Here is a 21,051-nt window from a genome sequence, read left to right on the forward strand (position 1 = left end):
GTCAGCCGTTCACCCGCAGCCCCGAACAGTCCCGGCGCCCCGCCTGGTCCCGGGCGAAGGCCTCCAGCAGGGCGCGGTGGTCGGCACGGCTCAGGCCCGGAACCTCGCCGCGCCCACCGAGGGCGAAGTTCGCCGCCTCGCCGTCACAGCGGGCGGTCGCCGTCAACGGGCGCGGTATGCCGTCCTCGTCGGCGACGAGACGGTCGCTCCAGTCGCCGTACCAGGCGGCGAGGACCAGCCGCCCGTCGTCGTCCGACCCGGTTCCGTCCTCGTACAGCAGTTGGCAACGGCCGGTCGGCGCCGCGTCGTTGATCCCGTCGGTCACCCGCCAGCGGTCCGGCAGCGGCAGGTCCGCCCGGGTCGCCCAGCCGCAGCCGCCCTGGCCCGCCTCGCCGAGCGGAACCGGCTTCGGGCCCTTCCCCGGTTCGGTGAGCCCGGCGTCGCCCCCGGGCGCGGTGATCGGTTCGGCCCCGCAGCCGAGGCGGTCGGAGACGCCGTTGACGAGCGCCACAGCGGTCTCGTAGGCGGCCGGGTGGCCCCACAGGGCATCCTTGCCGAACTGCGTGCGCACCAGCAGCTTGCGCTGTCGGCCGGCGTCGTCCTTCCCCAGATCCGGACAGGGCATGAGGAACTGGACGGCACCGAACTGATCGATGAAGCCGGGCAGTCCACGCGGCACCGGAGCCTGTGAAGTGAACCCCTCCTCCGGGAAGGTGGACATGAACTCCCGGTCCTGCTGGTCCCGTTCGGTGTAGGCCTCCATCCGCAGCACCAGTTCGCCGCGCAACTCGTCGCCCTCGAACGACAGCGTGCACCCGTACTCGCCGAGCTCGCGGTACGTCACCGACCGGGCGTCCGTGAAGTGGGAACCGTTCTTCGCGAGTTGCCGCACCGCGTCCTTTGGGAGCGTCCCGTCGCAGGCCGTGCGTACCAGCCACCAGTCCTGGACGTACGGTGCGGCGATCCAGCCGCTCAGCCCCAGTACCGCCGCGGTCGTCACCGCCACCTTGATCCAGCGTCGCATCCTCGCCCCCGTAGCGCTGCCGACAGAACGGAACCGGCGTGCGCGACGCCGGTTCCGTTGATACTGGCGGGACCCTATCGCCGAGGCGGGGCGCCCGGGGCGGTGGGTGTCAGTGGGCCTCGGCCTGACGGACCTGTTCCGGGGTGGGGGCCGTGCCGCCGAGGTGGGCCGGCATCCACCAGGTGTCGTCCGGGCCCTTCGGCCGCACGGGGTACGCCCGCTGCGCCGCCTCCAGCAGCTCCTGCACGCGCTCCCGCAACTGCCGGGTGATCGCGCCCGCGTACTTGTCCTTCGACGCCTCCAGCGCCTCGCCCACCCGAATGGTGATCGGGGTGTGGCTGCGCCTGAAGTTGCGCGGGTGCCCCTTGGTCCACAGCCGCTGCGTGCCCCACACCGCCATCGGGATCAGCGGCACGCCCGCCTCCTGTGCCAGCCGGGCGGCACCCGACTTGAAGCTCTTCAGCGTGAACGACTGCGAGATCGTCGCCTCCGGGAAGACACCCACGATCTCCCCGGACCGCAGCGACCGCAGCGCGTGCTCGTACGCCGCCTCGCCCTGCTCGCGGTCCACCGGGATGTGCTTCATACCGCGCATCAGCGGACCGGAGACCCGGTGCCGGAAGACCGACTCCTTCGCCATGAAGCGCACGAGCCGCTTCTGGGGGAGCGCCGCCAGGCCGTTGAAGACGAAATCCAGGTAGCTGATGTGATTGCTCACCAGCACGGCGCCGCCCGAACGCGGTATGTTCTCCGAACCCTGGCAGTCGATCTTGAGGTCCCACGCCTTGAACAGGGTGCGGGCGAAACCGACGACGGGCCGGTAGACGAGTTCTGCCATGGGCGGGTGAGAACCCTTCCTTCTGTGTCTGGGAAGGAGGCTCCCAGTCGAAGTTACGCAGCCGTAGGTTTTACGGCTTGTCGCAGATGGTGCCCGAAGAACGGCCGGTGAACCAGTCCTGGTGCCCGTCCGAGGCGAGATTCTCGTCACTTCCACCCTTTGATCCACCTCGGGCTTTGTGCACGCGGCCGGGAATGCGCGCCGCCTCGGGAGCGCTGGACTTCGTCGCAGGGGTGAGCCGGAACGAGAGAGGGTGGCGCGAAGTGACCGGACCGTGGGCCGACATGGGGACGGAACTGGGGGAGCGTGCCACCCTGGTGCAGTTCTCCAGCGCCTTCTGCGCACCCTGCCGGGCGACCCGGCGGGTGCTCGCCGAGGTGGCGGGACTGGTTCCGGGCGTGGCCCACGTGGAGATCGACGCCGAGGCCCACCTGGACCTCGTGCGCCGTCTGGAGATCGTACGGACGCCGACGGTGCTGGTCCTCGACGCCGCCGGGCGGGTCGTACGGCGCGCGGCCGGCCGGCCCCGCAAGGCCGACGTGATCGCCGCACTGGGGGAGGCCCTGGGGGGTGTCTGACACCTGCCCGCGCTCATGTGCCGGACACCCCCTAGCAGGCCCCGCCGCCCCGCGGTGAGGCATCTCGCACATCGGAGGACCGACTTGACTGTGCATGCCATCCGTCGTCAGCCTGACCTCATGCCCTCGGAACCCCTTCACCCCGCGCGGGTGCCCGGCCGTCCGGCATGACCGTCGCGTCCGGCCCCGGTACCGCCCGGCCCGCCTCGCCCGAACTGCTGCGCTCGGTCTTCCGCAGGCACGCGGCCGGCGTCGCCGTGATCACCGCGCGGGGCCGCTCCGGCCCGGTCGGCTTCACCGCGACCTCCCTCGCTTCCGTCTCCGCCGATCCCCCGATGCTCTCGTTCTCCATCGGCACCGGCAGCTCCACATGGCCGGTGATCGCGACGGGCGAACACGTCGGCGTGCATCTCCTCGGGGAGCACCAGCGGGAGCTCGCGCAGACCTTCGCGCGCAGCGGCGCCGACCGCTTCGGGCCGTCCACCGCCTGGCGGGAGGGGCCGCAGGGCGTCCCCGTACTGGACGGCGTGCCGGCCTGGATGGTGTGCGAAGTGGTGACCCGCGTGCCCGCCGGCGACCACCGGATCGTCCTCGCCCAGGTCCTGCTCGGCGACTCCACGGGACAGGGCCGTCCGCTCCTCTACCACCAGGGACGTTTCGGCGGTCTGCGCGACTGACGAAGGGTCCTCTCCTGGTCGCGGGCCCGTCGAGTTCCGGTTACGCTGCGTTGCGAAGGTCACAGTTCAAAGCGCTTGCTCAGCGGGAAGGATCTGGGTGTACTGACGAGTAATATTTCGTTCGGAGCGCGGGCCGCCCCGACCGGGAACGTCCGCTTCAGGCGCCTATGCTGCCTGAAGGCAGGCAGCCAGAAATGACGATGCAGTAGGAGAGCCGGCGTGAGCTTGAGGATCGTTGTCACCGTGAAGTACGTGCCCGACGCCACCGGCGACCGGCACTTCGCCGATGACCTGACCGTCGACCGTGACGACGTGGACGGTCTGCTCTCCGAACTGGACGAGTACGCGGTCGAGCAGGCGCTGCAGATCTCTGACAACTCCGACGACGACGTGGAGATCACCGTTCTCACGGTGGGCCCCGAGGACGCCAAGGACGCCCTGCGCAAGGCGCTGTCCATGGGCGCGGACAAGGCGATCCACGTCGAGGACGACGACCTGCACGGCACGGACGCCATCGGCACCTCCCTGGTCCTGGCGAAGGCCATCGAGAAGGCGGGCTACGACCTGGTCGTCTCCGGCATGGCGTCCACCGACGGCACCATGGGCGTCGTACCGGCGCTGCTCGCCGAGCGTCTGGGCGTGCCGCAGGTGACCCTGCTGTCCGAGGTGTCCGTCGAGGACGGCACCGTGAAGGGCCGCCGGGACGGCGACGCCGCCTCCGAGCAGCTCGAGGCCTCCCTGCCGGCCGTGGTGTCGGTCACCGACCAGTCCGGTGAGGCCCGTTACCCGTCCTTCAAGGGCATCATGGCGGCGAAGAAGAAGCCGGTTCAGTCCTGGGACCTGTCCGACCTCGACATCGACGAGGACGAGGTCGGCCTGGAGAACGCGTACACGGTCGTCGACTCCGCGGCCGAGCGCCCGGCCCGTACCGCCGGCACGATCGTCAAGGACGAGGGCGAGGGCGGCAAGCAGCTCGCCGAGTTCCTCGCGAGCCAGAAGTTCGTCTGAGCCACGGGCTCAACTCGCTTCCCGCCCCTCACCCTTCGCAAGCAGGAGAGAAGAAGTCCCATGGCTGAAGTTCTCGTCTACGTCGACCACGTGGACGGTGCCGTCCGCAAGCCCACCCTGGAGCTGCTGACCCTGGCCCGCCGCATCGGCGAGCCCGTCGCCGTCGCGCTGGGAGGCGGCGCCGGTGACACCGCCGCCGCGCTCGCCGAGCACGGCGCGGTGAAGGTGCTCACCGACGAGGCCGCCGAGTACGCCGACTACCTGGTCGTGCCGAAGGTGGACGCCCTGCAGGCCGCCCACGCGGCCGTCTCCCCGGCCGCCGTCCTGGTCCCCTCGTCCGTCGAGGGCAAGGAGATCGCCGCCCGTCTGGCGCTGCGTCTCGGGTCGGGCGTCATCACCGACGCCGTCGACCTGGAGGCCGGCGACGAGGGCCCGGTGGCCACGCAGTCGGTGTTCGCCGCCTCCTACACCACCAAGTCCCGTGTCTCCAAGGGCACCCCGGTGATCACGGTCAAGCCGAACTCGGTCGCCGTGGAGGCCGCCCCGGCCGCCGGTGCGGTCGAGGCCCTGAGCGTGACCTTCTCCGCCCAGGCGACCGGTACCAAGGTCACCGGCCGTACGCCGCGTGAGTCGACGGGCCGCCCCGAGCTGACCGAGGCCGCGATCGTGGTCTCCGGCGGCCGTGGTGTCAACGGTGCGGAGAACTTCGCGGTCATCGAGGCGCTCGCCGACTCGCTCGGCGCGGCCGTCGGTGCCTCGCGTGCCGCCGTCGACGCCGGCTGGTACCCGCACACCAACCAGGTCGGCCAGACCGGCAAGTCGGTCTCGCCGCAGCTGTACATCGCCTCCGGTATCTCGGGCGCGATCCAGCACCGGGCCGGTATGCAGACCTCGAAGACCATCGTGGCCATCAACAAGGACGCCGAGGCCCCGATCTTCGACCTGGTCGACTACGGCATCGTCGGCGACCTGTTCGACGTCGTGCCGCAGCTGACCGAGGAGATCAAGACCCGTAAGGGCTGATCACCCCGAGCCGTACGAGGCCCCCGTGACCGCACCGGTCGCGGGGGCCTCGGCGCGTCACAGGGTGAGCGCGGCCTGGACCGGCAGATGGTCGCTGGGGAAACGGCCGTCCACCGTGAAGGTGTTGACCGAGGCCCGGTGCACCGTGACGCCGGGCGTGGCCAGGATCCAGTCGATGCGGGCACCGCCCGGCACCAGCGGCAGATACCCGTGGTACGTGCCGTACGCCTTCCCGCGTACGGCCGAGGTGTCCCATGTGTCGACGAGCCCGGCGCCCAGCATCGTGTCGTAGACGGGGTCGCCGTGCGCCGCGACATTGAAGTCGCCCGTCACGACCACCGGCAGCGAACGGGCCAGGTGCCCGACGCGTTCGGCGATGAGCGCGGCGGACCGCTCGCGCGCGGACTGGTTCGCGTTGTCCAGATGTGTGTCGAGCACGCAGAACTCCCGCCCGCCGGCGCGCAGATCGCGGAACCGGACCCAAGTGGCCATGCGGAGGTGGGCGTTGCCCCAGGTGTTCGACGCGATCACGTCGGGAGTGCCGGACAGCCAGAAGTGGTCGTACTCCAGCGGGACGAGCCGCCGGGTGTCGTAGAGGACGGCCATGAACTCGTCCCGGCTGCCGCCCGCCCGTCCGGTGCCGATCCAGTCGTACGACGGCCCCAGGTCGGCCTCGATGTCGCGCAGTTGACCGTAGAGGCCCTCCTGGGTGCCGAGGACGTGCGGGCGTTCGCGGCGCAGCATCTGCCGCATGACCGGCCTGCGGGAGGCCCAGCTGTGCGGCTCGGCCGTGTTCGCGAACCGCAGGTTGAACGACATGACCTCCAGCGCTCGGTCGGGCGGTTCGTCCGCCGAGGCGGGTTCGGAGGACAGCGCCGTACTGGAGAGCGGCAGGGTCACGGACGCCGCGAGCGCGCCCTTCAGCACCGGACGGCGTGTGACACGGCGGTGAGTCGGCACACACAAACGGTGCCAGACGAATGTGAGCATGACGAGACGGCGGAGCGGACCGGGCGGCGGGAGCGGTGTTGACCGGCGGGAAAGCCGCCCGATAACTTCATTCAACGAATTGTTGATTCCGAATGGCGGAGGTCCGGGAGGCGTGGCATGGACCAGGAGCGGGTGACGACCAGTCTCACGAGCGCCGTCACCGACGAGATCGCCGCCTCCCTCGCACCGGTCGACGCCGAACTGGAGCGCCGCTACCCCGGGGACCCCGGCACTCGCCAGCCCGTCCACACCGTCTACGTCCCCGCCGACGCCTTCGCCGCCGGAACCCTCCGCACCTGGGGGGACCGGGCGCTCACCGCACTCGACGCACACGCCCCGGACGCCGCCTCCTTCGCCGCCGTCCTCGGTCTCGACGAGACGCTCGCCGACGACGTGTACGGCCGTGTCCGCGCCAAACTGGAGCGCGAGCCGGTGGAAGACCTGCGGGTGGACTTCGAGGACGGGTACGGCACCCGCGGCGACGCCGAGGAGGACGCGGACGCGGCCCGCGCGGCCCGGCTGATCACCGAGGCGTACGACGCCGGTACCGCCGCCCCGTACATGGGCATCCGCATGAAGTGCCTGGAGGCCGCCGTCCGCGACCGGGGCATCCGCACCCTCGACGTCTTCCTCACCTCCCTGGCGGAAGCCGGCCGACTGCCGGACGGACTCGTGCTGACCCTGCCCAAGGTCACCTACTCCGAGCAGGTCACCGCCATGGCCCGGCTGCTCGCCGCCTTCGAGGAGGCGCACGGCCTCGAGGACGGCCGGATCGGCTTCGAGATCCAGATCGAGACCAGCCAGGCCGTTCTCGCCGCCGACGGCACCGCCACCGTCGCCCGCATGATCCGGGCCGCCGGGGGCCGGGCCACCGGACTGCACTACGGCACCTTCGACTACACCGCCTGCCTCGGTGTCTCCGCCGCCCATCAGGCGAGCGACCACCCGGCCGCCGACCATGCCAAGGCCGTCATGCAGGTCGCCGCGGCGGGCACCGGCGTACGCCTCTCGGACGGCTCCACCAACGTCCTGCCCGTCGGCCCGACGCACCGGGTCCACGACGCCTGGCGGCTGCACTACCGCCTCACCCGCCGCGCCCTCGCGCGTGCCTACTACCAGGGCTGGGACATGCACCCCGGCCACCTCCCCACCCGCTACGCCGCCGTCTTCGCCTTCTACCGCGAGGGTTTCGAGCAGGCCGCCACCCGGCTGGCCCGCTACGCCGACCGGGCCGGCGGCGACGTCATGGACGAGCCCGCCACCGCCAGGGCGCTCGCCGGGTATCTGCTGCGAGGACTGGACTGCGGTGCCCTGGACAGCGCCGAGGTGGCGCGCCGCAGCGGCCTCTCCCGCGCCGGACTGGAGGGCTTCGCCTCACCCGGGCGGAGGGGCCCGCGGTAGCCCTCGTTTGCCTCACCTATCGAATCTCGATAGATTCCCATCGTGATTCGGTTCAAGGAGGGGCGATGGGACGGCTGACCGTACTCGCGCTGCGCATGGTGATCGTGGCATTGCTGGCGGGTTCGCTGGCCGTCCAGACGGTGCTGGTGCCGCTGATGGCGAGCGACCTGGAGGGGCTGGACGCGGAGTACTCCCACCTGCGCGCCCCCTTCCTCCTCATCGTGGTCCTCGGGGTGGTGGCCGCGCAGACCGTCCTGGTCTGCGTCTGGCGGCTGGTGACGATGGCCCGGCGCGGCACGGTCTTCTCCCACGCCGCCTTCCGCTACGTCCACGCCGTCATCGGCGCGTTCGTCGCCGCCGCGCTCCTGGTGTTCGCGCTCGGCGCGCTCCTCGCACCCGGCGAGGCCGTCGCCCCGGGCGTCGTGGCCCTGCTCGGCGGGGCCGGGCTGGCGATCCTCGGCATCGCCCTCATCGTCCTCGTCCTGCGGATGCTGCTGGCGCAGGCCGTCGCACGCGACGTCGAGGCGTCGCGGATGCGTGCCGAGCTGGCCGAGGTGATCTGATGCCCATCGTCGTCGACATCGACGTGATGCTGGCCAGACGGAAGATGTCCGTGGGCGAACTCGCCGAGCGCGTCGGGATCACCCCGGCCAACCTGGCCGTGCTGAAGAACGGCCGTGCCAAGGCGGTCCGCTTCACCACCCTCGCCGCGCTCTGCGACGTACTCGACTGCCAGCCGGGCGACCTGCTGCGCTGGGAGGCCGAGGACACCGTGCCCCGACCTGTCACACAAGCCCCTTAGGCTGGACGCCACGCACGGTCGGTGGTGTCGAGGAACGGGGCAGTGGTGTCGACGGGGGAGTACGGGCAGGCGGACGGAACCGGGCGGCTGCTGGCCGGCCGCTACAGGGTCACCGGCCGGCTCGGGCGCGGTGGCATGGGCGTGGTCTGGAAGGCGGTGGACGAGGTCCTCGGCCGCGAGGTGGCGGTCAAGGAACTGCGCACCTACACCGACGCCGGCGGATCCGAACTGGCCGACCTGGGCCTGCGGATGCAGCGCGAGGCCCGCGCCGCGGCCCGGGTGCGCCACCCCGGCGTGATCTCCGTCCACGACATCGCGGAGACGGACGGCCGTCCCCTGATCGTCATGGAACTCGTCGACGGCCCGTCCCTGGACGACGTGCTCCGCGACCGGGGCACCCTCGACCCGCGCGAGGCGGCGGGGATCGGCGCCAGCGTGATGGACGCGCTGGACGCCGCGCACCGCGCCGGGGTGCTGCACCGCGACGTGAAGCCCGGCAACATCCTGCTCGACCGCTCGGGCCGGATCGTCCTCACCGACTTCGGCATCGCCGCCATGGACGACCCTGGCGACGGCTCGGCCACCCACCTCACCCGCAGCGGCGAGATCGTCGGCTCCCTCGACTATCTGGCCCCCGAGCGCGCCCAGGGCGCCGTCCCGGGACCGGCCTCCGACGTCTGGGCGCTGGGCGCCACGCTCTACGCGGCCGTGGAAGGCGCCTCACCCTTCCGCCGTACGTCGACGTTCTCCACGCTCACCGCGATCGTCTCGGAGCCCCTTCCCGAGTCGGGCCGGGCCGGGCCGCTCGGCCCCGTTCTCGCCCGGCTCCTGGACAAGCGGCCCGAGTCCCGTCCGGGGGCGGCCGAGGCGCGCGAACTCCTGGAAGCCGTCGCCGCCGGCGCGGACACCCCGACGGCCTCGCTGCGTCCCCCGGCGCCCGTACCCGCACCCGGCCGCACCGAGACCGAGGTCGGCGTCGCGGCGGTGCCTGCGGGCTTCGGGCCACCGGAGCGGCCGACCCGGCCACGGTCCCCGGGCGCGGCCGTTCCCGCCGCGCCGGCCGCCGGCTCGGCACCCACCGGCCCCATGGACCCGGCCCCGCCCTCTCGCCGCAAGGGACGCGCGCTGCTCGCCGGTGTGGCCGTCGCCGTCGTCCTCGCGGCGGCGGGCATCACCGTCGCCGTACTCGACTCGCCGGACGGCGGCCGGACGGACGCGCACTCCGGCACCGACGCCCCGGCCTCGCCCACGGCGTCCGGTGACACGGACGCCGGACGACCTCTGGAGACCGGCGCGGACAAGGAGAGGAGCGCGGCACCGTCGGAGAAGTCCGGCGCCGGTGAGACGGCCGAGAAGACCCCCGCCGACCGTCCCGCCCCGTCAGCTCCGGAGAAGACCCCGGACAGCGGCACCACGGGCGACGGCGGCGCCACCACGCCCGCGCCCGTCTGCGACCCGATCGGCGGCGGCAAGTTCAACTGCCGGGTCTGGCGCACCGCCAAGTCCTACACCGACTCCGGCACCGAGGCCGGCGTCCTCAACGCGGGCACCAACTACTTCTACTGCCAGCAGAACCTGGGCCGCCGCGAGACGAACGGCCGGTGGACCAACGTCTGGTGGGCCCGGACCGACGACGACAGCGGCAACACCGGCGTCTGGGTCAGCGACGTCTACATCAGGGGCGGCGCCAACGACGCACCGGTGCCGGGACTGCCGTACTGCTGAGACCCCGCGCACCGCTCCAGACCGCCGGACGTCACCAGTCCCCGTTCCCCGAAGAGCCGGGTGCCGCGCGCGCACAGTTCCGGGTCGGCGCGGGCCCGCTCGCAGAACTCCTCGGGGGAGCCGCCGAACAGCTCCCGCATCCCGGGTACGTCCGCGAGCAGCTCGGTGAGCAGTTCGCGCTGGCCCGGATGGGCGCGCGGGACGCCGGTGCCGTCGTGCAGCACCCCGTGGCGGTTCACGTACGCGTACGCGCCGGGGAGTGCGGAACCGTCGGCCGGCGCGATCCGTACGTCGGGGGCGGGCAGCCAGACGCGGCGGAAGTTGCCGTCCGGCCGTGTCGCGCCCTCGCTCGCGTCGATCACCGCGAGCTGCCGGGCGTCCAGCCAGATGACGAACAGTTCCCGTACCTCCTCCGGTGCGCGGACCGGCGAGTGGGACACATAGCCCATACGGCTGACATGCGCCGAGACACCGACGCCGACGCCGGTCACCCGCGTCCGCGTCATCGGGACCGGTGTGATGACGCCGGACTCGGCCATCTTGTGCCGCAGCTGGCCGGGACAGGCGTTGGACCCGACCGCGAGCACGGGCACCCGGTCCTCGTACGTCGGCCGCTCCGGCGGCAGCAGCCGGTCCCCGTCCAGCAGCCCGGAATCCCGTGGCCAGGCGCCCGGATACAGCAGCGGATGCTCACGCGGCGCCTTCTCGAGCCCCAGCGCCCGCAGCGTGCGGTCCTCCTCCACCGACACCGTCCGCTCAGTCCGCCGGGGGCAGCTCACCGGAGCCGCGGGTGATCAGCCTGGTGGGGAGCTCGATGCGCTCCGGGGCGAGCAGGGTGCCGTCCAGCTGGCGGAACAGCCGCTCGGCCGCGGTCCGGCCGAGAGCCGCCGCGTCCTGGGCGACGACCGTGACACCGGGCTGGAGCAGATCCGCGAGCTCGATGTCGTCGAAACCGACGAGGGCGACCTGGCGCGTGTGCCCGGCCAGCACCCGGATCACGGTGACCGTCACCCGGTTGTTGCCCGTGAAGATCGCGGTCACCGGCTCCGGCCCCGAGAGCATCTCCTCGGCCGCGCGGCGCACCCGCTCCGGGTCGGTGACGCCCAGGGACATCCAGGCGTCCTCCACCGCTATCCCCGCGTCCTCCATGGCGGTCCGGTAGCCGCGCAGCCGCTCGGCGGCCGTGTGGATACGGGGCATGTCGCCGATGAAGCCGATCCGCCGGTGTCCGTGTGCGAGCAGATGGCTCACACCGTCGCGGGCACCCCCGAAGTTGTCCGACACGACGACGTCCACGTCGATGTGCCCGGCCGGACGGTCCACGAAGACGGTGGCGACACCCGCCTTCAGCTCCGGCTCCAGATAGCGGTGGTCGCCGCCCGCCGGGATCACCACCAGCCCGTCCACGCGACGGGCGCACAGCGCCAGCACCAGCTCCTGCTCACGGTCGGCGTCCTCCGCGCTGGAGCCGTTGATCAGCAGGGCGCCGTGCGCACGGGCCACCTCCTCGACCGCCCGGCTCAGCGGCCCGTAGAACGGGTCCGCGAGATCCTCCAGGACCAGACCGATGCTGGCCGTGCGGCCCTTGCGCAGCACCCGCGCGCTGTCGTTGCGGCGGAAGCCGAGCGCCTCGATCGCCTCCTGGACGCGGCGCTCCGTCTCCGGTGTGACCCCCGGCTCGCCGTTGACCACCCGGGAGACCGTCTTGAGTCCGACGCCGGCGCGGGCGGCCACGTCCTTCATCGTCGGACGGTTGCCGTAACGGGTCCCTGGGATGCGGTCGCTGCGGCGGGTCGTCTCCGGCACGGTGCGGTGTCCTGTCCTGTCGGCCACGGGGATGCGTAGGTCCATGGGGTTGTATGAGGATGTGGCGTCGAGCATAGAGCCTGGACAACGTTGTCAGGCTCGGGGGACACTGTCCAACGCACACTCCGGCCCCGCACACGACCGCACGACGGGCCGTTGCCCGTGTTCATGTGTTGCCTCGTGGTCGCGCATGGTCGTTCGCTGAGCCGTTCTCGATGGTTTCCGATGTTTGACGGGGAGATCCGACACTGATGCACACCGACCTCGTGGCCGCGCTCGACATCGGCGGCACCAAGATCGCCGGCGCGCTGGTGGACTGCCAGGGCCGGATCCTGGTCCGCGCCCAGCGGCCCACGCCCGCGCGGGAGAACGGTGAGACCGTGATGCGGGCCGTCGAGGCGGTGCTCGGTGAACTCACCGCGTCCCCGCTGTGGCAGCGCGCCGGCGCACTGGGCATCGGCAGCGCGGGCCCGGTGGACGCCTCCGCAGGCACGGTGAGCCCGGTCAACGTGCCCGGCTGGCGCGACTACCCGCTCGTCGCCCGTGTCCGGGACGCGACCGGCGGGCTGCCCGTGGAGCTGATCGGCGACGGGGTGGCGATCACGGCCGCCGAGCACTGGCAGGGCGCCGCCCGCGGCCACGACAACGCGCTCTGCATGGTCGTCTCCACCGGCGTCGGCGGCGGTCTGGTCCTCGGCGGCCGGCTGCACCCCGGACCCACCGGCAACTCCGGCCACATCGGTCACATCAGCGTGGACCTCGACGGCGATCTCTGCCCCTGCGGTTCGCGCGGCTGCGTGGAGCGCATCGCGAGCGGCCCCAACATCGCCCGCCGCGCCCTGGACAACGGCTGGAGTCCCGGCCCCGACGGCGACACCTCCGCCGCCGCTGTGGCCGCCGCCGCGCGGGCCGGGCACCCGGTGGCCGTGGCGTCCTTCGAGCGGGCGGCCAGGGCGCTGGCCGCCGGGATCGCGGCCACCGCGACCCTCGTCGAGATCGACATCGCCGTGATCGGCGGAGGTGTGGGCAAAGCGGGCGAGGTCCTCTTCGCGCCGCTGCGCAAGGCCCTCACCGAGTACGCCACCCTGTCCTTCGTCCAGCGCCTCGCGGTGACCCCGGCCCAGATGGGCACGGACGCGGGCCTGGTGGGGGCCGCCGCGGCGGCGCTGTCGGGCAGGACGGACACGGCGGTCGCGGCGGTCTGAAGGACCCGCGCGTGCGCGTCACCTCGCCGGCCCGGCCCGCCGGGCCCCGGGTGCCGTTCCGGGATCCGCGCGGGTGCGTGACCTCGGGGGCGGTTCGCCAGTTGAGCCGGGTATGAAGAAGCGCAGCATGCTGGCCATCGCCTCCCTCGCCACCGGCTTCGTCGTCGCGGCCGTCACCCCGTCGCACGCGGCCGCCGCCGGGAGTGCCGCCCCGCTCGACGTCGACGACACCATCAGCACCCTCGACCGGACCGTCGGGGAGAACAACACGCTGGACCTCGACATCGACCGGGACAGCAGGGCCTGAGCAGCCCCCTCCGGCGCGGCCGTGCGGCGCCGGTGTCCCCTGGGCTCCTGGGGGCGCCGGCGCCGTTCTCGCGCGTTCTCGGCCGGATCTGGTTTCCGTGGCAGGGTGGAGCGGGCAAGCCACAGGGGGCCAACAGAAGAGGGGGAAACGTGATCGTCTGGGTCAACGGCGCGTTCGGTGCGGGAAAGACCACCACCGCGCACGAACTGATCGAGCTGATCCCGAACAGCACGCTCTTCGACCCCGAGGTCATCGGCGGAGCACTGGAACGGCTGCTTCCGCCCAAGCGCCTCGCCGAGGTCGGCGACTTCCAGGACCTCCCGGTCTGGCGACGACTCGTGATCGACACGGCGGCCGCGATGCTCGCCGAGCTCGGCGGGACGCTGGTGGTCCCCATGACCCTGCTGCGCCAGGAGTACCGCGACGAGATCTTCGGCGGCCTCGCCGCCCGGCGCATACCGGTCAGGCATGTCCTGCTGACTCCGGCGGAAACGATCCTGCGCGAGCGAATAGCCGGCCGGGAGGTCCCGGCGGATCTCCCCGACGCCGAGATACGGGTCCGGCAATGGTCGTACGACCACATCGAGCCGTACAAGACCGCCCTCGCGGGCTGGCTCACCGCCGACGCCTATCCCGTCGACAGCGGACCCCTCACCCCGTACGAGACCGCCCTGCGCATCGCCGAGGCGGTCGGCAGCGGGGAGGTGCCGGCCTGCGACATCGTGCAGACGCCCGAACCCACCGCCGAGACGGTCGCCGCCGGGGTGCTGCTCTTCGACGAACAGGACCGGGTGCTGCTGGTCGACCCGACCTACAAACCGGGCTGGGAGTTCCCCGGCGGGGTCGTGGAACGCGGCGAGGCCCCCGCGCGCGCGGGCATGCGCGAGGTCGCCGAGGAGACCGGGATACGCCTCGACGACGTACCGGCGCTCCTCGTCGTCGACTGGGAACCGCCCGCGCCCCCCGCCTTCGGCGGCCTGCGGCTGCTCTTCGACGGCGGCCGCCTCGACCCCGCGGACGCCGGCCGCGTCCTGCTCCCCGGCCCGGAACTGCGCGCCTGGCGCTTCGCCTCGGAGGCCGAGGCCGCCGAACTCCTCCCCCCGGTCCGCTACGAACGCCTGTGCTGCGCCCTACGGGCCCGCGAACGCGGCAGGGCGATGTACCTCGAGGCGGGGGTGCCGGTCGGCTGAGACGCCGGGTGCCGGCCGCCCGTACGGGCGGCCGGCACCCGGGTCGTCAGCGGGCGGCTGACGCGTAGTTGCGCAGGAACAGGGCCTCGGCGAGGGAGAGGCGCTCCAGTTCGTCGGGGGAGACGCTCTCGTTCACCGCGTGGATCTGAGCCTCCGGCTCGCTCAGGCCGATCAGCAGGATCTCCGCCTTCGGGTACAGGGCGGCGAGGGTGTTGCACAGCGGGATCGAGCCGCCCTGACCGGCGTACTGCATCTCCTGTCCCGGGTACGCCACCGACATCGCGTCGGACATGGCCTGGTAGGCCGGGCTGGTGGTGTCCGCGCGGAACGCCTGCCCCTGACCGATCTGCTCGGTGCTCACCCGCGCGCCCCACGGCGTGTGCGCCTCCAGGTGTGCCCGCAGCAGCCCGGTCGCCCCGGCCGCGTCGACGCCCGGCGGCACCCGAAGGCTGACCAGCGCGCGGGCGCTCGCCTGCACCGACGGCGTGGCGCCGATCACCGGCGGGCAGTCGATGCCGAGCACGGTCACGGCGGGACGCGCCCAGACGCGGTCCGCGACCGTACCGGAACCGATCAGCTCCACCCCGTCCAGCACCTTGGCGTCCGTGCGGAACTGCTCGTCGGCGTACTGCAGTCCGTCCCACACCTCGTCGCCGGCCAGCCCGTCGACGGTGGTGGAGCCGTCCTCGGCGCGCAGCGAGTCCAGGACGCGCACCAGCGCGGCCAGCGCGTCGGGCGCGGCCCCGCCGAACTGGCCCGAGTGCAGATTGCCCTCGAGGGTGTCGATCCGCACCCGGACGAGCGTCATGCCGCGCAGCGTCGAGGTGACCGTGGGCAGACCGGCGCGGAAGTTGCCCGTGTCGCCGATCACGATCGTGTCGGCGGTCAGCAGGTCGGGGTGGGCCTCGGCGTACCGCTCCAGACCGCCGGTGCCCTGCTCCTCCGAACCCTCGACGATCACCTTGACGTGCACGGGCACGCCACCGTTCGCCTTCAGCGCGCGCAGCGCCAGCAGATGCATGATCACACCGCCCTTGCAGTCGGCGGCCCCGCGCCCGTACCAGCGGCCGTCGCGCTCGGTCAGCTCGAACGGCGGCGTGGTCCAGCCGTCCTCGTCCAGCGGCGGCTGCACGTCGTAGTGCGCGTACAGGAGTACGGTCCTGGCGCCCTCCGGGCCGGGCAGACAGCCGTAGACCGACTGCGTGCCGTCCGGGGTGTCGAGCAGCGCCACGTCCTGGAAACCCTCGGCGGTGAGCGCGTCCGTGATCCAGCGGGCGGCGCCCTCGCTCTCCTCGCGCGGGAACTGCCCGAAGTCCGCCACCGACTTGAAGGCCACCAGCTCGGCGAGCTCGTCCTTCGCCCTGGGCATCAGCGAGGCGACGGTCGCGGCGACCGGATTCGACGACATGGGCACGCTCCTTGTGGGTGCGACGTTGTAACGTTCGCGTCCATCTTTGTACGAGATGATCGCGTGGTCGGCGTGAGGACCCGTGTACGGGGCACTTACGCCGCCGATCCTCCCACAGTGGCCCGACGTGATCGCCGCCGTAGGATGCGGGAGGACAGGAGCGGCAGGCGGCTGGATCGGGAGCAGTAGACCATCGTGAGCAGCGAGAACTCTTCGGCGGACGACGTACAGCAGGTGTGGGACGTCGTCGTGGTGGGCGCGGGACCCGCGGGGGCCTCGGCGGCCTACGCGGCGGCGGTCGCGGGACGGCGCGTGCTGTTGCTGGAGAAGGCGGAGTTGCCGCGCTACAAGACGTGCGGCGGCGGCATCATCGGCCCCTCGCGCGACTCCCTCCCGCCCGGCTTCGAGCTTCCCTTCAAGGACCGGGTGCACGCGGTGACGTTCTCGCACAACGGCCGCTTCACCCGTACCCGGCGCTCGCGGCAGATGCTGTTCGGGCTGATCAACCGGCCCGAGTTCGACCAGCAGCTCGTGGAGCACGCGCAGAAGGCGGGTGCCGAACTGCGCACCGGCGCCGCCGTGCAGCGGGTGGAGCAGCACGGCTCGGCCGTACCGGACCGGCGCACGGTCGCCGTCGTCCTGCAGGGCGGCGAGACGGTGCTGGCGCGGGCCGTGGTCGGCGCGGACGGCAGCGCGGGCCGGATAGGGGCCCATGTCGGCGTCAAGCTGGACCAGGTCGACCTCGGCCTGGAGGCGGAGATCCCGGTTCCGGAGACGGTCGCGGAGGACTGGAAGGGCCGGGTGCTCATCGACTGGGGCCCGATGCCCGGCAGTTACGGCTGGGTCTTCCCCAAGGGGGACACGCTCACCGTTGGTGTGATCTCACGGCGCGGTGAAGGCGCCGCGACCAAGCGGTACTTGGAGGACTTCGTCGGGCGGCTCGGCCTCGCCGGCTTCGAACCGAGCATCTCCTCGGGCCACTTGACGCGCTGCCGGGCCGAGGACTCGCCGCTGTCGCGCGGCCGGGTGCTGGTGTGCGGGGACGCGGCCGGGCTGCTGGAGCCGTGGACCCGCGAGGGCATCTCCTTCGCGCTGCGCTCGGGCCGGTTGGCGGGGGAGTGGGCGGTACGGATCGCGGAGGCGCACGACGCCGTGGACACCCGCCGGCAGGCCCTGAACTACGCCTTCGCGGTCAAGGCGGGGCTCGGCGTCGAGATGAGCGTCGGCAAGCGGATGCTGGCGGCGTTCGAACGGCGCCCCGGGGTCTTCCACGCGGTGCTCACCGGCTTCCGTCCGGCCTGGAAGGCGTTCAGGGACATCACCCGGGGTTCGACGACGCTCGGCGAACTGGTGCGCACACACCCGCTGGCGCACCGCGCGCTGATGGCCCTGGACCGGCGTCCCGCGGGCGACGAGGTCAGCTCCTGACGGTGATCCGGAAGACGGGGTGGTCGTGCGCGGCCGCGGCGATCTCCTCGTCGGAGGACCGGGCGGTGACGCCCTGGAAGTACTGGTTGACCTCCCAGCCCCACTTCTCCAGGTAGGTCCGCAGGATCGGGAGCTTCTCCTCGTCGGGAAGCTCCACCGCGGTGAAGGCGCGGACCTTGCGCCCCACCCGCAGTTCCCCGCCCTCGGCGGCACGCATGTTGCGCACCCACTGGGAGTGGCCGCGCGCCGAGACGATGTACTGGCCGCCGTCATGGGTGTGCGGGTTGACCGGGATGCGCTGCATGCGTCCGCTCTTGCGGCCGCGGACGGACATCTCCGCGGTGCCGGCGAAGCTGAGCCCGTGCCGGGCCAGCCAGCCGACGACGCTGTTGAGCCGGACGGTGAGGGGGCTGCCCTTGCGGTAGTACGGCGCTGACGACGACATCGGTGACCTCCAGGGTCGGTGCGATTGGGCGAGAGCGGTGCTCGCTTTTGTGAGCACTGCTCTCGCTCGGCGTGGCTTCAGTCTGCATGGTGTCGTGCGGTAAAGCAAGAGCAGTGCTCTCGTTTGTGTGCACCGCTCTCGCATTCATGGGACACTGACCCCATGACCAGCTCCGCACACGGCGTCCGCGCCCGGGCCAGGATCGAAGTCACCGCGGCCATCAAGGAAGAGGCCCGCAGACAGCTCGCGCACGAAGGCGCCACCAAACTGTCGCTGCGGGCCGTCGCCCGGGAGCTCGGCATGGCCTCCTCCGCCCTCTACCGCTACTTCCCCAGCCGTGACGACCTGCTGACCGCCCTGATCATCGACGCCTACGAGTCCCTCGGCGCCGCGGCCGAGGCGGCCCGGGACGCGGCCGCCGACGCCGGACCGGTGCGGCGCTGGACCGCCGTGTGCGAGGGCGTCCGCGCCTGGGCGCTCGCCCATCCTCACGAGTACGCGCTGATCTACGGCACACCGGTGCCCGGCTACACCGCGCCCGACACGACCGTGCCCGCCGCCGAACGCTCCGCTCTCGTCATCATCGGCATCCTCCGCGACGCACAGCGCGGTCTCGGCCTCGCCAAGCCCGCCCTGCCGGACGACCTGCGCCCCGAGGCCGTGCGCATGGCCGCCGACCTCGCCCCCGACCTGCCGCCCGAGGTGGTGGCGACGATGGTGGCCGCCTGGGCCCAGCTGTTCGGGCTGATCGGGTTCGAGCTGTTCGGGCAGTTCAACCGGGTGGTGGAGGACCGCGACACCTTCTTCCGGCACGCGGTGGGACAACTCGCGCACACCGTGGGGCTGGTGTATCCGCAGCAGGGTCCCGCGGGCGAGCCCTCGTAGGCGGACGGACGTACTTCGCCGGGAGTACGTGTGATCACCACGCCGGGCTGACGTCGCACCGGGTCTCCGCCGTCTAGCGTGACGGACATGGACGAACAGCGCGGACCCCTGGGCGGACCACCGGGCCGGTGGCGTCCCGTGCGGCCGCTCGAGCACGGCGGGAGCCCCCGGTGGCCCTGGCGTTCCACCGTGCTGGTCACGGCGTTCGTGCTGATCGGCTCCCAGTTCGCCGATCACGCCCAGCACGGCGAGCGGGCCGCCCTGGACCCCGCCGCACGGCTCCTGCTCCTGGCGTCGGGCCTGACGCTGCTGTGGCGGCGGCGCCACCCCGTGCCCGTGGTGTTCGCCGCCGTCGCCGCCGTCCTGCTCTACGTCGGGGCCGGCTACCCGTACGGGCCGGTGTTCCTCACCGTCGCCGTGGCCTGCTTCAGCGCCGTCGTCTCCGGACACCGGCACGCGACCTGGGCGGCGATGGGGGCCCTGTGGGTGGGGCATGTGCTGATCTCCCAGGTGCTGTACCGGTGGCTGCCGCCGTCCGGCGACAGCGCCGCCTCCTGGAGCCAGGAGATCGTGATCGCCACCTGGGTGGTGGCGCTCGTCGCGGTGTCGGAACTGGCCAGGACCCGCCGTGAGCAGTGGGCGCGGGAGCGGGCCGAACGGGCCCAGGCGGCGCGGCGGCGCGCGGACGAGGAGCGGCTGCGGATCGCCCGCGAACTGCACGACGTGCTCGCGCACAGCATCTCGGTCATCCATGTGCAGGCCGGTGTCGGCCTCGCGTTGCTGGACAGCGACCCGGAGCAGGCGCGCAGCGCGCTCACCACCATCAAGGAACAGAGCAAGGAGGCGCTCGGGGAGGTGCGCCAGGTGCTCGACACCCTGCGCGCGCCGGGTGCCGCGCCGCGCGCCCCGGCGCCCGGCCTGGACCGGCTCGCGGAACTGGTGGAACAGGCCGCGAGCGCGGGCCTCACCGTGACCGTCGAGGGGGAGCCGCCCCGGCTGCCGCCCGGCGCGGACCTGGCGGCCTTCCGCATCGTCCAGGAGGCCCTCACCAACGTCGTACGGCACTCGGGGTCGCGCGAGGCGCGGGTGCGGATCGCCCACGGCGAGGGGCGGCTGCGGCTGCGCGTTGACGACGACGGGCCGGCCACCGGTGCCGACGCGGGCGGCGGCGGGAACGGGCTGGCCGGGATGCGGGAGCGCGCCGCCGCGCTGGATGGCACCATCGAGGCGGGCCCGCGCCACGACGGCGGGTTCCGGGTGCTCGCCGTACTTCCGATCGAAGCCGAGGAGGACCGGTGATCCGTGTACTGCTCGCCGACGACCAGTCACTGGTCCGGGCGGGTTTCCGCGCGCTGCTGGACGCGCAGCCGGACATCGGGGTGGCGGGGGAGGCGTCCGACGGCGAGGAGGCCGTCCGGCTGATCCGCGAACTGCGGCCCGACGTCGTGCTGATGGACATCCGTATGCCCGCGCTCGACGGTCTCGCGGCCACCCGCCGGGTGACCCGGGACCCGGATCTGGCGGAGGTGAGGGTGGTCATGCTCACCACCTTCGAACTCGACGAGTACGTCTTCGAGGCGATCCGGGCAGGAGCCTCGGGCTTCCTGGTCAAGGACACCGAGCCGGAGGAACTGCTGCGCGCGGTCAGGGCGGTGGTCGACGGTGACGCGCTGCTGTCGCCCGGGGTGACCCGGCGGCTGATCGCCGAGTTCGCGGCCCGTTCCAAGGAACCGGCCGCCGCCGGCGCCCTGTCCGCGCTCACCGAGCGGGAACGGGAGGTCATGGCGTTGGTCGGCATGGGCCTGTCCAACGAGGAGATCGCCCGCCGGCTGGTGGTCAGCCCGCTCACCGCCAAGACCCACGTCAGCCGCACCATGGTGAAACTGGGTGCCCGTGACCGGGCCCAACTGGTGGTGCTGGCCTACGAGTCGGGATTGGTGCGGCCGGGCTGGCTGGGCTGACCCGCCCGCCGGAACCGGACCAGCACGGCGATCGTGCGGACGGCGAACAGGGCCGCCGCGAGAACGGCTCCCATGTGTGGCAGCACCGTCTCGACGACGTCCGGCAGCGAGAAGAGCAGTGCCGGCCCCGCCACCGCCCCGAGGACGAGCGCGGCCGCGAACGCCGCGCTGACCAGCGCGTACCCGATCTCCACGGTGATGGCGTCCCGCTCCGCCTGGCTCCGCCGGCCCCCGTACCCCGTCATGTCCGCCCCCTGATTCCGGTCACCCGAGGAGTGAAACAGGCGCGCGCCCGGCGGACAAGCGGCCCGCCGGCGCCCCCTGGAAGGAAAGCGGCTCTCTGCTACGGT

23 protein-coding genes are annotated in these 21,051 nt (G+C 72.5%); 15 read left to right on the forward strand and 8 right to left on the reverse strand.

What is annotated here, in order from left to right:
* Position 1: 1 nt before the first annotated feature.
* Together IF28_RS0105370 and IF28_RS0105375 are read right to left on the reverse strand one after the other, a co-directional pair.
* Positions 2–1,024 (reverse strand): hypothetical protein, encoded by a 1,023-nt coding sequence (locus IF28_RS0105370; RefSeq protein ID WP_030214648.1) that lies wholly within the window; start codon positions 1,022–1,024, stop codon positions 2–4.
* Between the two features lie 109 nt (positions 1,025–1,133).
* Entirely contained in the window at positions 1,134–1,862 is a 729-nt protein-coding gene (locus tag IF28_RS0105375) for a lysophospholipid acyltransferase family protein (RefSeq protein WP_030214649.1), read from the reverse strand.
* A gap of 284 nt (positions 1,863–2,146) precedes the next feature.
* On the opposite strand from IF28_RS0105375, the gene IF28_RS0105380 reads away from it, so the two are divergent.
* The 4 genes from IF28_RS0105380 to IF28_RS0105395 all read left to right on the forward strand — a co-directional run bounded on the left by IF28_RS0105380 (position 2,147) and on the right by IF28_RS0105395 (position 5,148).
* Positions 2,147–2,440, forward strand: a complete 294-nt coding sequence (locus tag IF28_RS0105380; RefSeq protein ID WP_051713651.1) for a TlpA family protein disulfide reductase — start codon at positions 2,147–2,149, stop codon at positions 2,438–2,440.
* A gap of 167 nt (positions 2,441–2,607) precedes the next feature.
* Complete coding sequence (locus IF28_RS0105385; RefSeq protein ID WP_030214654.1) at positions 2,608–3,117, forward strand: flavin reductase family protein; 510 nt, start codon at positions 2,608–2,610, stop codon at positions 3,115–3,117.
* A gap of 219 nt (positions 3,118–3,336) precedes the next feature.
* Complete coding sequence (locus tag IF28_RS0105390) at positions 3,337–4,125, forward strand: electron transfer flavoprotein subunit beta/FixA family protein (RefSeq protein WP_030214657.1); 789 nt, start codon at positions 3,337–3,339, stop codon at positions 4,123–4,125.
* Between the two features lie 60 nt (positions 4,126–4,185).
* The gene (locus IF28_RS0105395; protein WP_030214660.1) at positions 4,186–5,148 is read left to right on the forward strand and encodes an electron transfer flavoprotein subunit alpha/FixB family protein; all 963 of its coding nucleotides are present in this window, start codon (positions 4,186–4,188) and stop codon (positions 5,146–5,148) included.
* A 57-nt stretch (positions 5,149–5,205) separates the two neighbouring features.
* Here IF28_RS0105395 and IF28_RS0105400 read toward each other — a convergent pair whose 3' ends face one another.
* Entirely contained in the window at positions 5,206–6,108 is a 903-nt protein-coding gene (locus tag IF28_RS0105400) for an endonuclease/exonuclease/phosphatase family protein (RefSeq protein ID WP_030214663.1), read from the reverse strand.
* A 147-nt stretch (positions 6,109–6,255) separates the two neighbouring features.
* On the opposite strand from IF28_RS0105400, the gene IF28_RS0105405 reads away from it, so the two are divergent.
* From IF28_RS0105405 to IF28_RS0105420, 4 genes are all read left to right on the forward strand, one after another.
* A complete protein-coding gene (locus IF28_RS0105405; RefSeq protein WP_030214665.1) occupies positions 6,256–7,539 on the forward strand; it encodes a DUF6986 family protein in 1,284 nt (427 codons plus the stop codon).
* Positions 7,540–7,604: 65 nt separating this feature from the next.
* Positions 7,605–8,102, forward strand: coding sequence for a DUF2975 domain-containing protein (locus IF28_RS0105410; protein ID WP_030214667.1), 498 nt, complete (start codon positions 7,605–7,607; stop codon positions 8,100–8,102).
* Positions 8,102–8,341, forward strand: a complete 240-nt coding sequence (locus IF28_RS0105415) for a helix-turn-helix domain-containing protein (protein ID WP_030214669.1) — start codon at positions 8,102–8,104, stop codon at positions 8,339–8,341. Before IF28_RS0105410 ends, IF28_RS0105415 begins: the two co-directional genes overlap by 1 nt.
* Before the next feature lie 45 nt (positions 8,342–8,386).
* Entirely contained in the window at positions 8,387–10,066 is a 1,680-nt protein-coding gene (locus tag IF28_RS0105420) for a serine/threonine-protein kinase (RefSeq protein WP_030214671.1), read from the forward strand.
* Here the strand turns inward: IF28_RS0105420 and IF28_RS0105425 are convergent.
* Both IF28_RS0105425 and IF28_RS0105430 read right to left on the reverse strand, forming a co-directional pair.
* Positions 10,012–10,815 (reverse strand): hypothetical protein, encoded by an 804-nt coding sequence (locus IF28_RS0105425; protein ID WP_030214672.1) that lies wholly within the window; start codon positions 10,813–10,815, stop codon positions 10,012–10,014. The genes IF28_RS0105420 and IF28_RS0105425 overlap by 55 nt on opposite strands.
* A 7-nt stretch (positions 10,816–10,822) precedes the next feature.
* A complete protein-coding gene (locus IF28_RS0105430; RefSeq protein WP_199808953.1) occupies positions 10,823–11,917 on the reverse strand; it encodes a LacI family DNA-binding transcriptional regulator in 1,095 nt (364 codons plus the stop codon).
* A 206-nt stretch (positions 11,918–12,123) separates the two neighbouring features.
* Here IF28_RS0105430 and IF28_RS0105435 point away from each other — a divergent pair, with 206 nt between their 5' ends.
* The 3 genes from IF28_RS0105435 to IF28_RS0105445 all read left to right on the forward strand — a co-directional run bounded on the left by IF28_RS0105435 (position 12,124) and on the right by IF28_RS0105445 (position 14,574).
* Positions 12,124–13,077, forward strand: coding sequence for an ROK family protein (locus IF28_RS0105435; protein ID WP_030214677.1), 954 nt, complete (start codon positions 12,124–12,126; stop codon positions 13,075–13,077).
* Between the two features lie 112 nt (positions 13,078–13,189).
* A complete protein-coding gene (locus IF28_RS0105440) occupies positions 13,190–13,384 on the forward strand; it encodes a hypothetical protein (protein WP_030214681.1) in 195 nt (64 codons plus the stop codon).
* Between the two features lie 149 nt (positions 13,385–13,533).
* Positions 13,534–14,574 (forward strand): NUDIX hydrolase, encoded by a 1,041-nt coding sequence (locus IF28_RS0105445; protein WP_030214684.1) that lies wholly within the window; start codon positions 13,534–13,536, stop codon positions 14,572–14,574.
* Positions 14,575–14,620: 46 nt separating this feature from the next.
* Here IF28_RS0105445 and IF28_RS0105450 read toward each other — a convergent pair whose 3' ends face one another.
* Positions 14,621–15,982: a dipeptidase gene (locus IF28_RS0105450; RefSeq protein ID WP_030214686.1), complete on the reverse strand. Its 1,362-nt coding sequence runs from the start codon at positions 15,980–15,982 to the stop codon at positions 14,621–14,623.
* Positions 15,983–16,177: 195 nt separating this feature from the next.
* Here IF28_RS0105450 and IF28_RS0105455 point away from each other — a divergent pair, with 195 nt between their 5' ends.
* Positions 16,178–17,410 (forward strand): geranylgeranyl reductase family protein, encoded by a 1,233-nt coding sequence (locus IF28_RS0105455; protein WP_030214691.1) that lies wholly within the window; start codon positions 16,178–16,180, stop codon positions 17,408–17,410.
* Here the strand turns inward: IF28_RS0105455 and IF28_RS0105460 are convergent.
* Complete coding sequence (locus tag IF28_RS0105460; RefSeq protein WP_030214694.1) at positions 17,400–17,855, reverse strand: nitroreductase family deazaflavin-dependent oxidoreductase; 456 nt, start codon at positions 17,853–17,855, stop codon at positions 17,400–17,402. The two genes, IF28_RS0105455 and IF28_RS0105460, sit on opposite strands and share 11 nt — an antisense overlap.
* A gap of 162 nt (positions 17,856–18,017) precedes the next feature.
* On the opposite strand from IF28_RS0105460, the gene IF28_RS0105465 reads away from it, so the two are divergent.
* The 3 genes from IF28_RS0105465 to IF28_RS0105475 all read left to right on the forward strand — a co-directional run bounded on the left by IF28_RS0105465 (position 18,018) and on the right by IF28_RS0105475 (position 20,701).
* Positions 18,018–18,740 (forward strand): TetR/AcrR family transcriptional regulator, encoded by a 723-nt coding sequence (locus tag IF28_RS0105465; RefSeq protein WP_030214696.1) that lies wholly within the window; start codon positions 18,018–18,020, stop codon positions 18,738–18,740.
* A gap of 87 nt (positions 18,741–18,827) precedes the next feature.
* Positions 18,828–20,039, forward strand: coding sequence for a sensor histidine kinase (locus IF28_RS0105470; RefSeq protein ID WP_037892509.1), 1,212 nt, complete (start codon positions 18,828–18,830; stop codon positions 20,037–20,039).
* The gene (locus IF28_RS0105475) at positions 20,036–20,701 is read left to right on the forward strand and encodes a response regulator (RefSeq protein WP_030214701.1); all 666 of its coding nucleotides are present in this window, start codon (positions 20,036–20,038) and stop codon (positions 20,699–20,701) included. The genes IF28_RS0105470 and IF28_RS0105475 overlap by 4 nt, the downstream gene beginning before the upstream one ends.
* On the opposite strand, the gene IF28_RS0105480 is transcribed toward IF28_RS0105475, so the two are convergent.
* Positions 20,662–20,946: a DUF6332 family protein gene (locus IF28_RS0105480; RefSeq protein ID WP_030214703.1), complete on the reverse strand. Its 285-nt coding sequence runs from the start codon at positions 20,944–20,946 to the stop codon at positions 20,662–20,664. The two genes, IF28_RS0105475 and IF28_RS0105480, sit on opposite strands and share 40 nt — an antisense overlap.
* Positions 20,947–21,051 lie beyond the last annotated feature (105 nt).

Origin of the sequence: Streptomyces sp. NRRL WC-3626 (assembly GCF_000718785.1) — a bacterium.
Lineage (GTDB): Bacteria > Actinomycetota > Actinomycetes > Streptomycetales > Streptomycetaceae > Streptomyces > Streptomyces edwardsiae.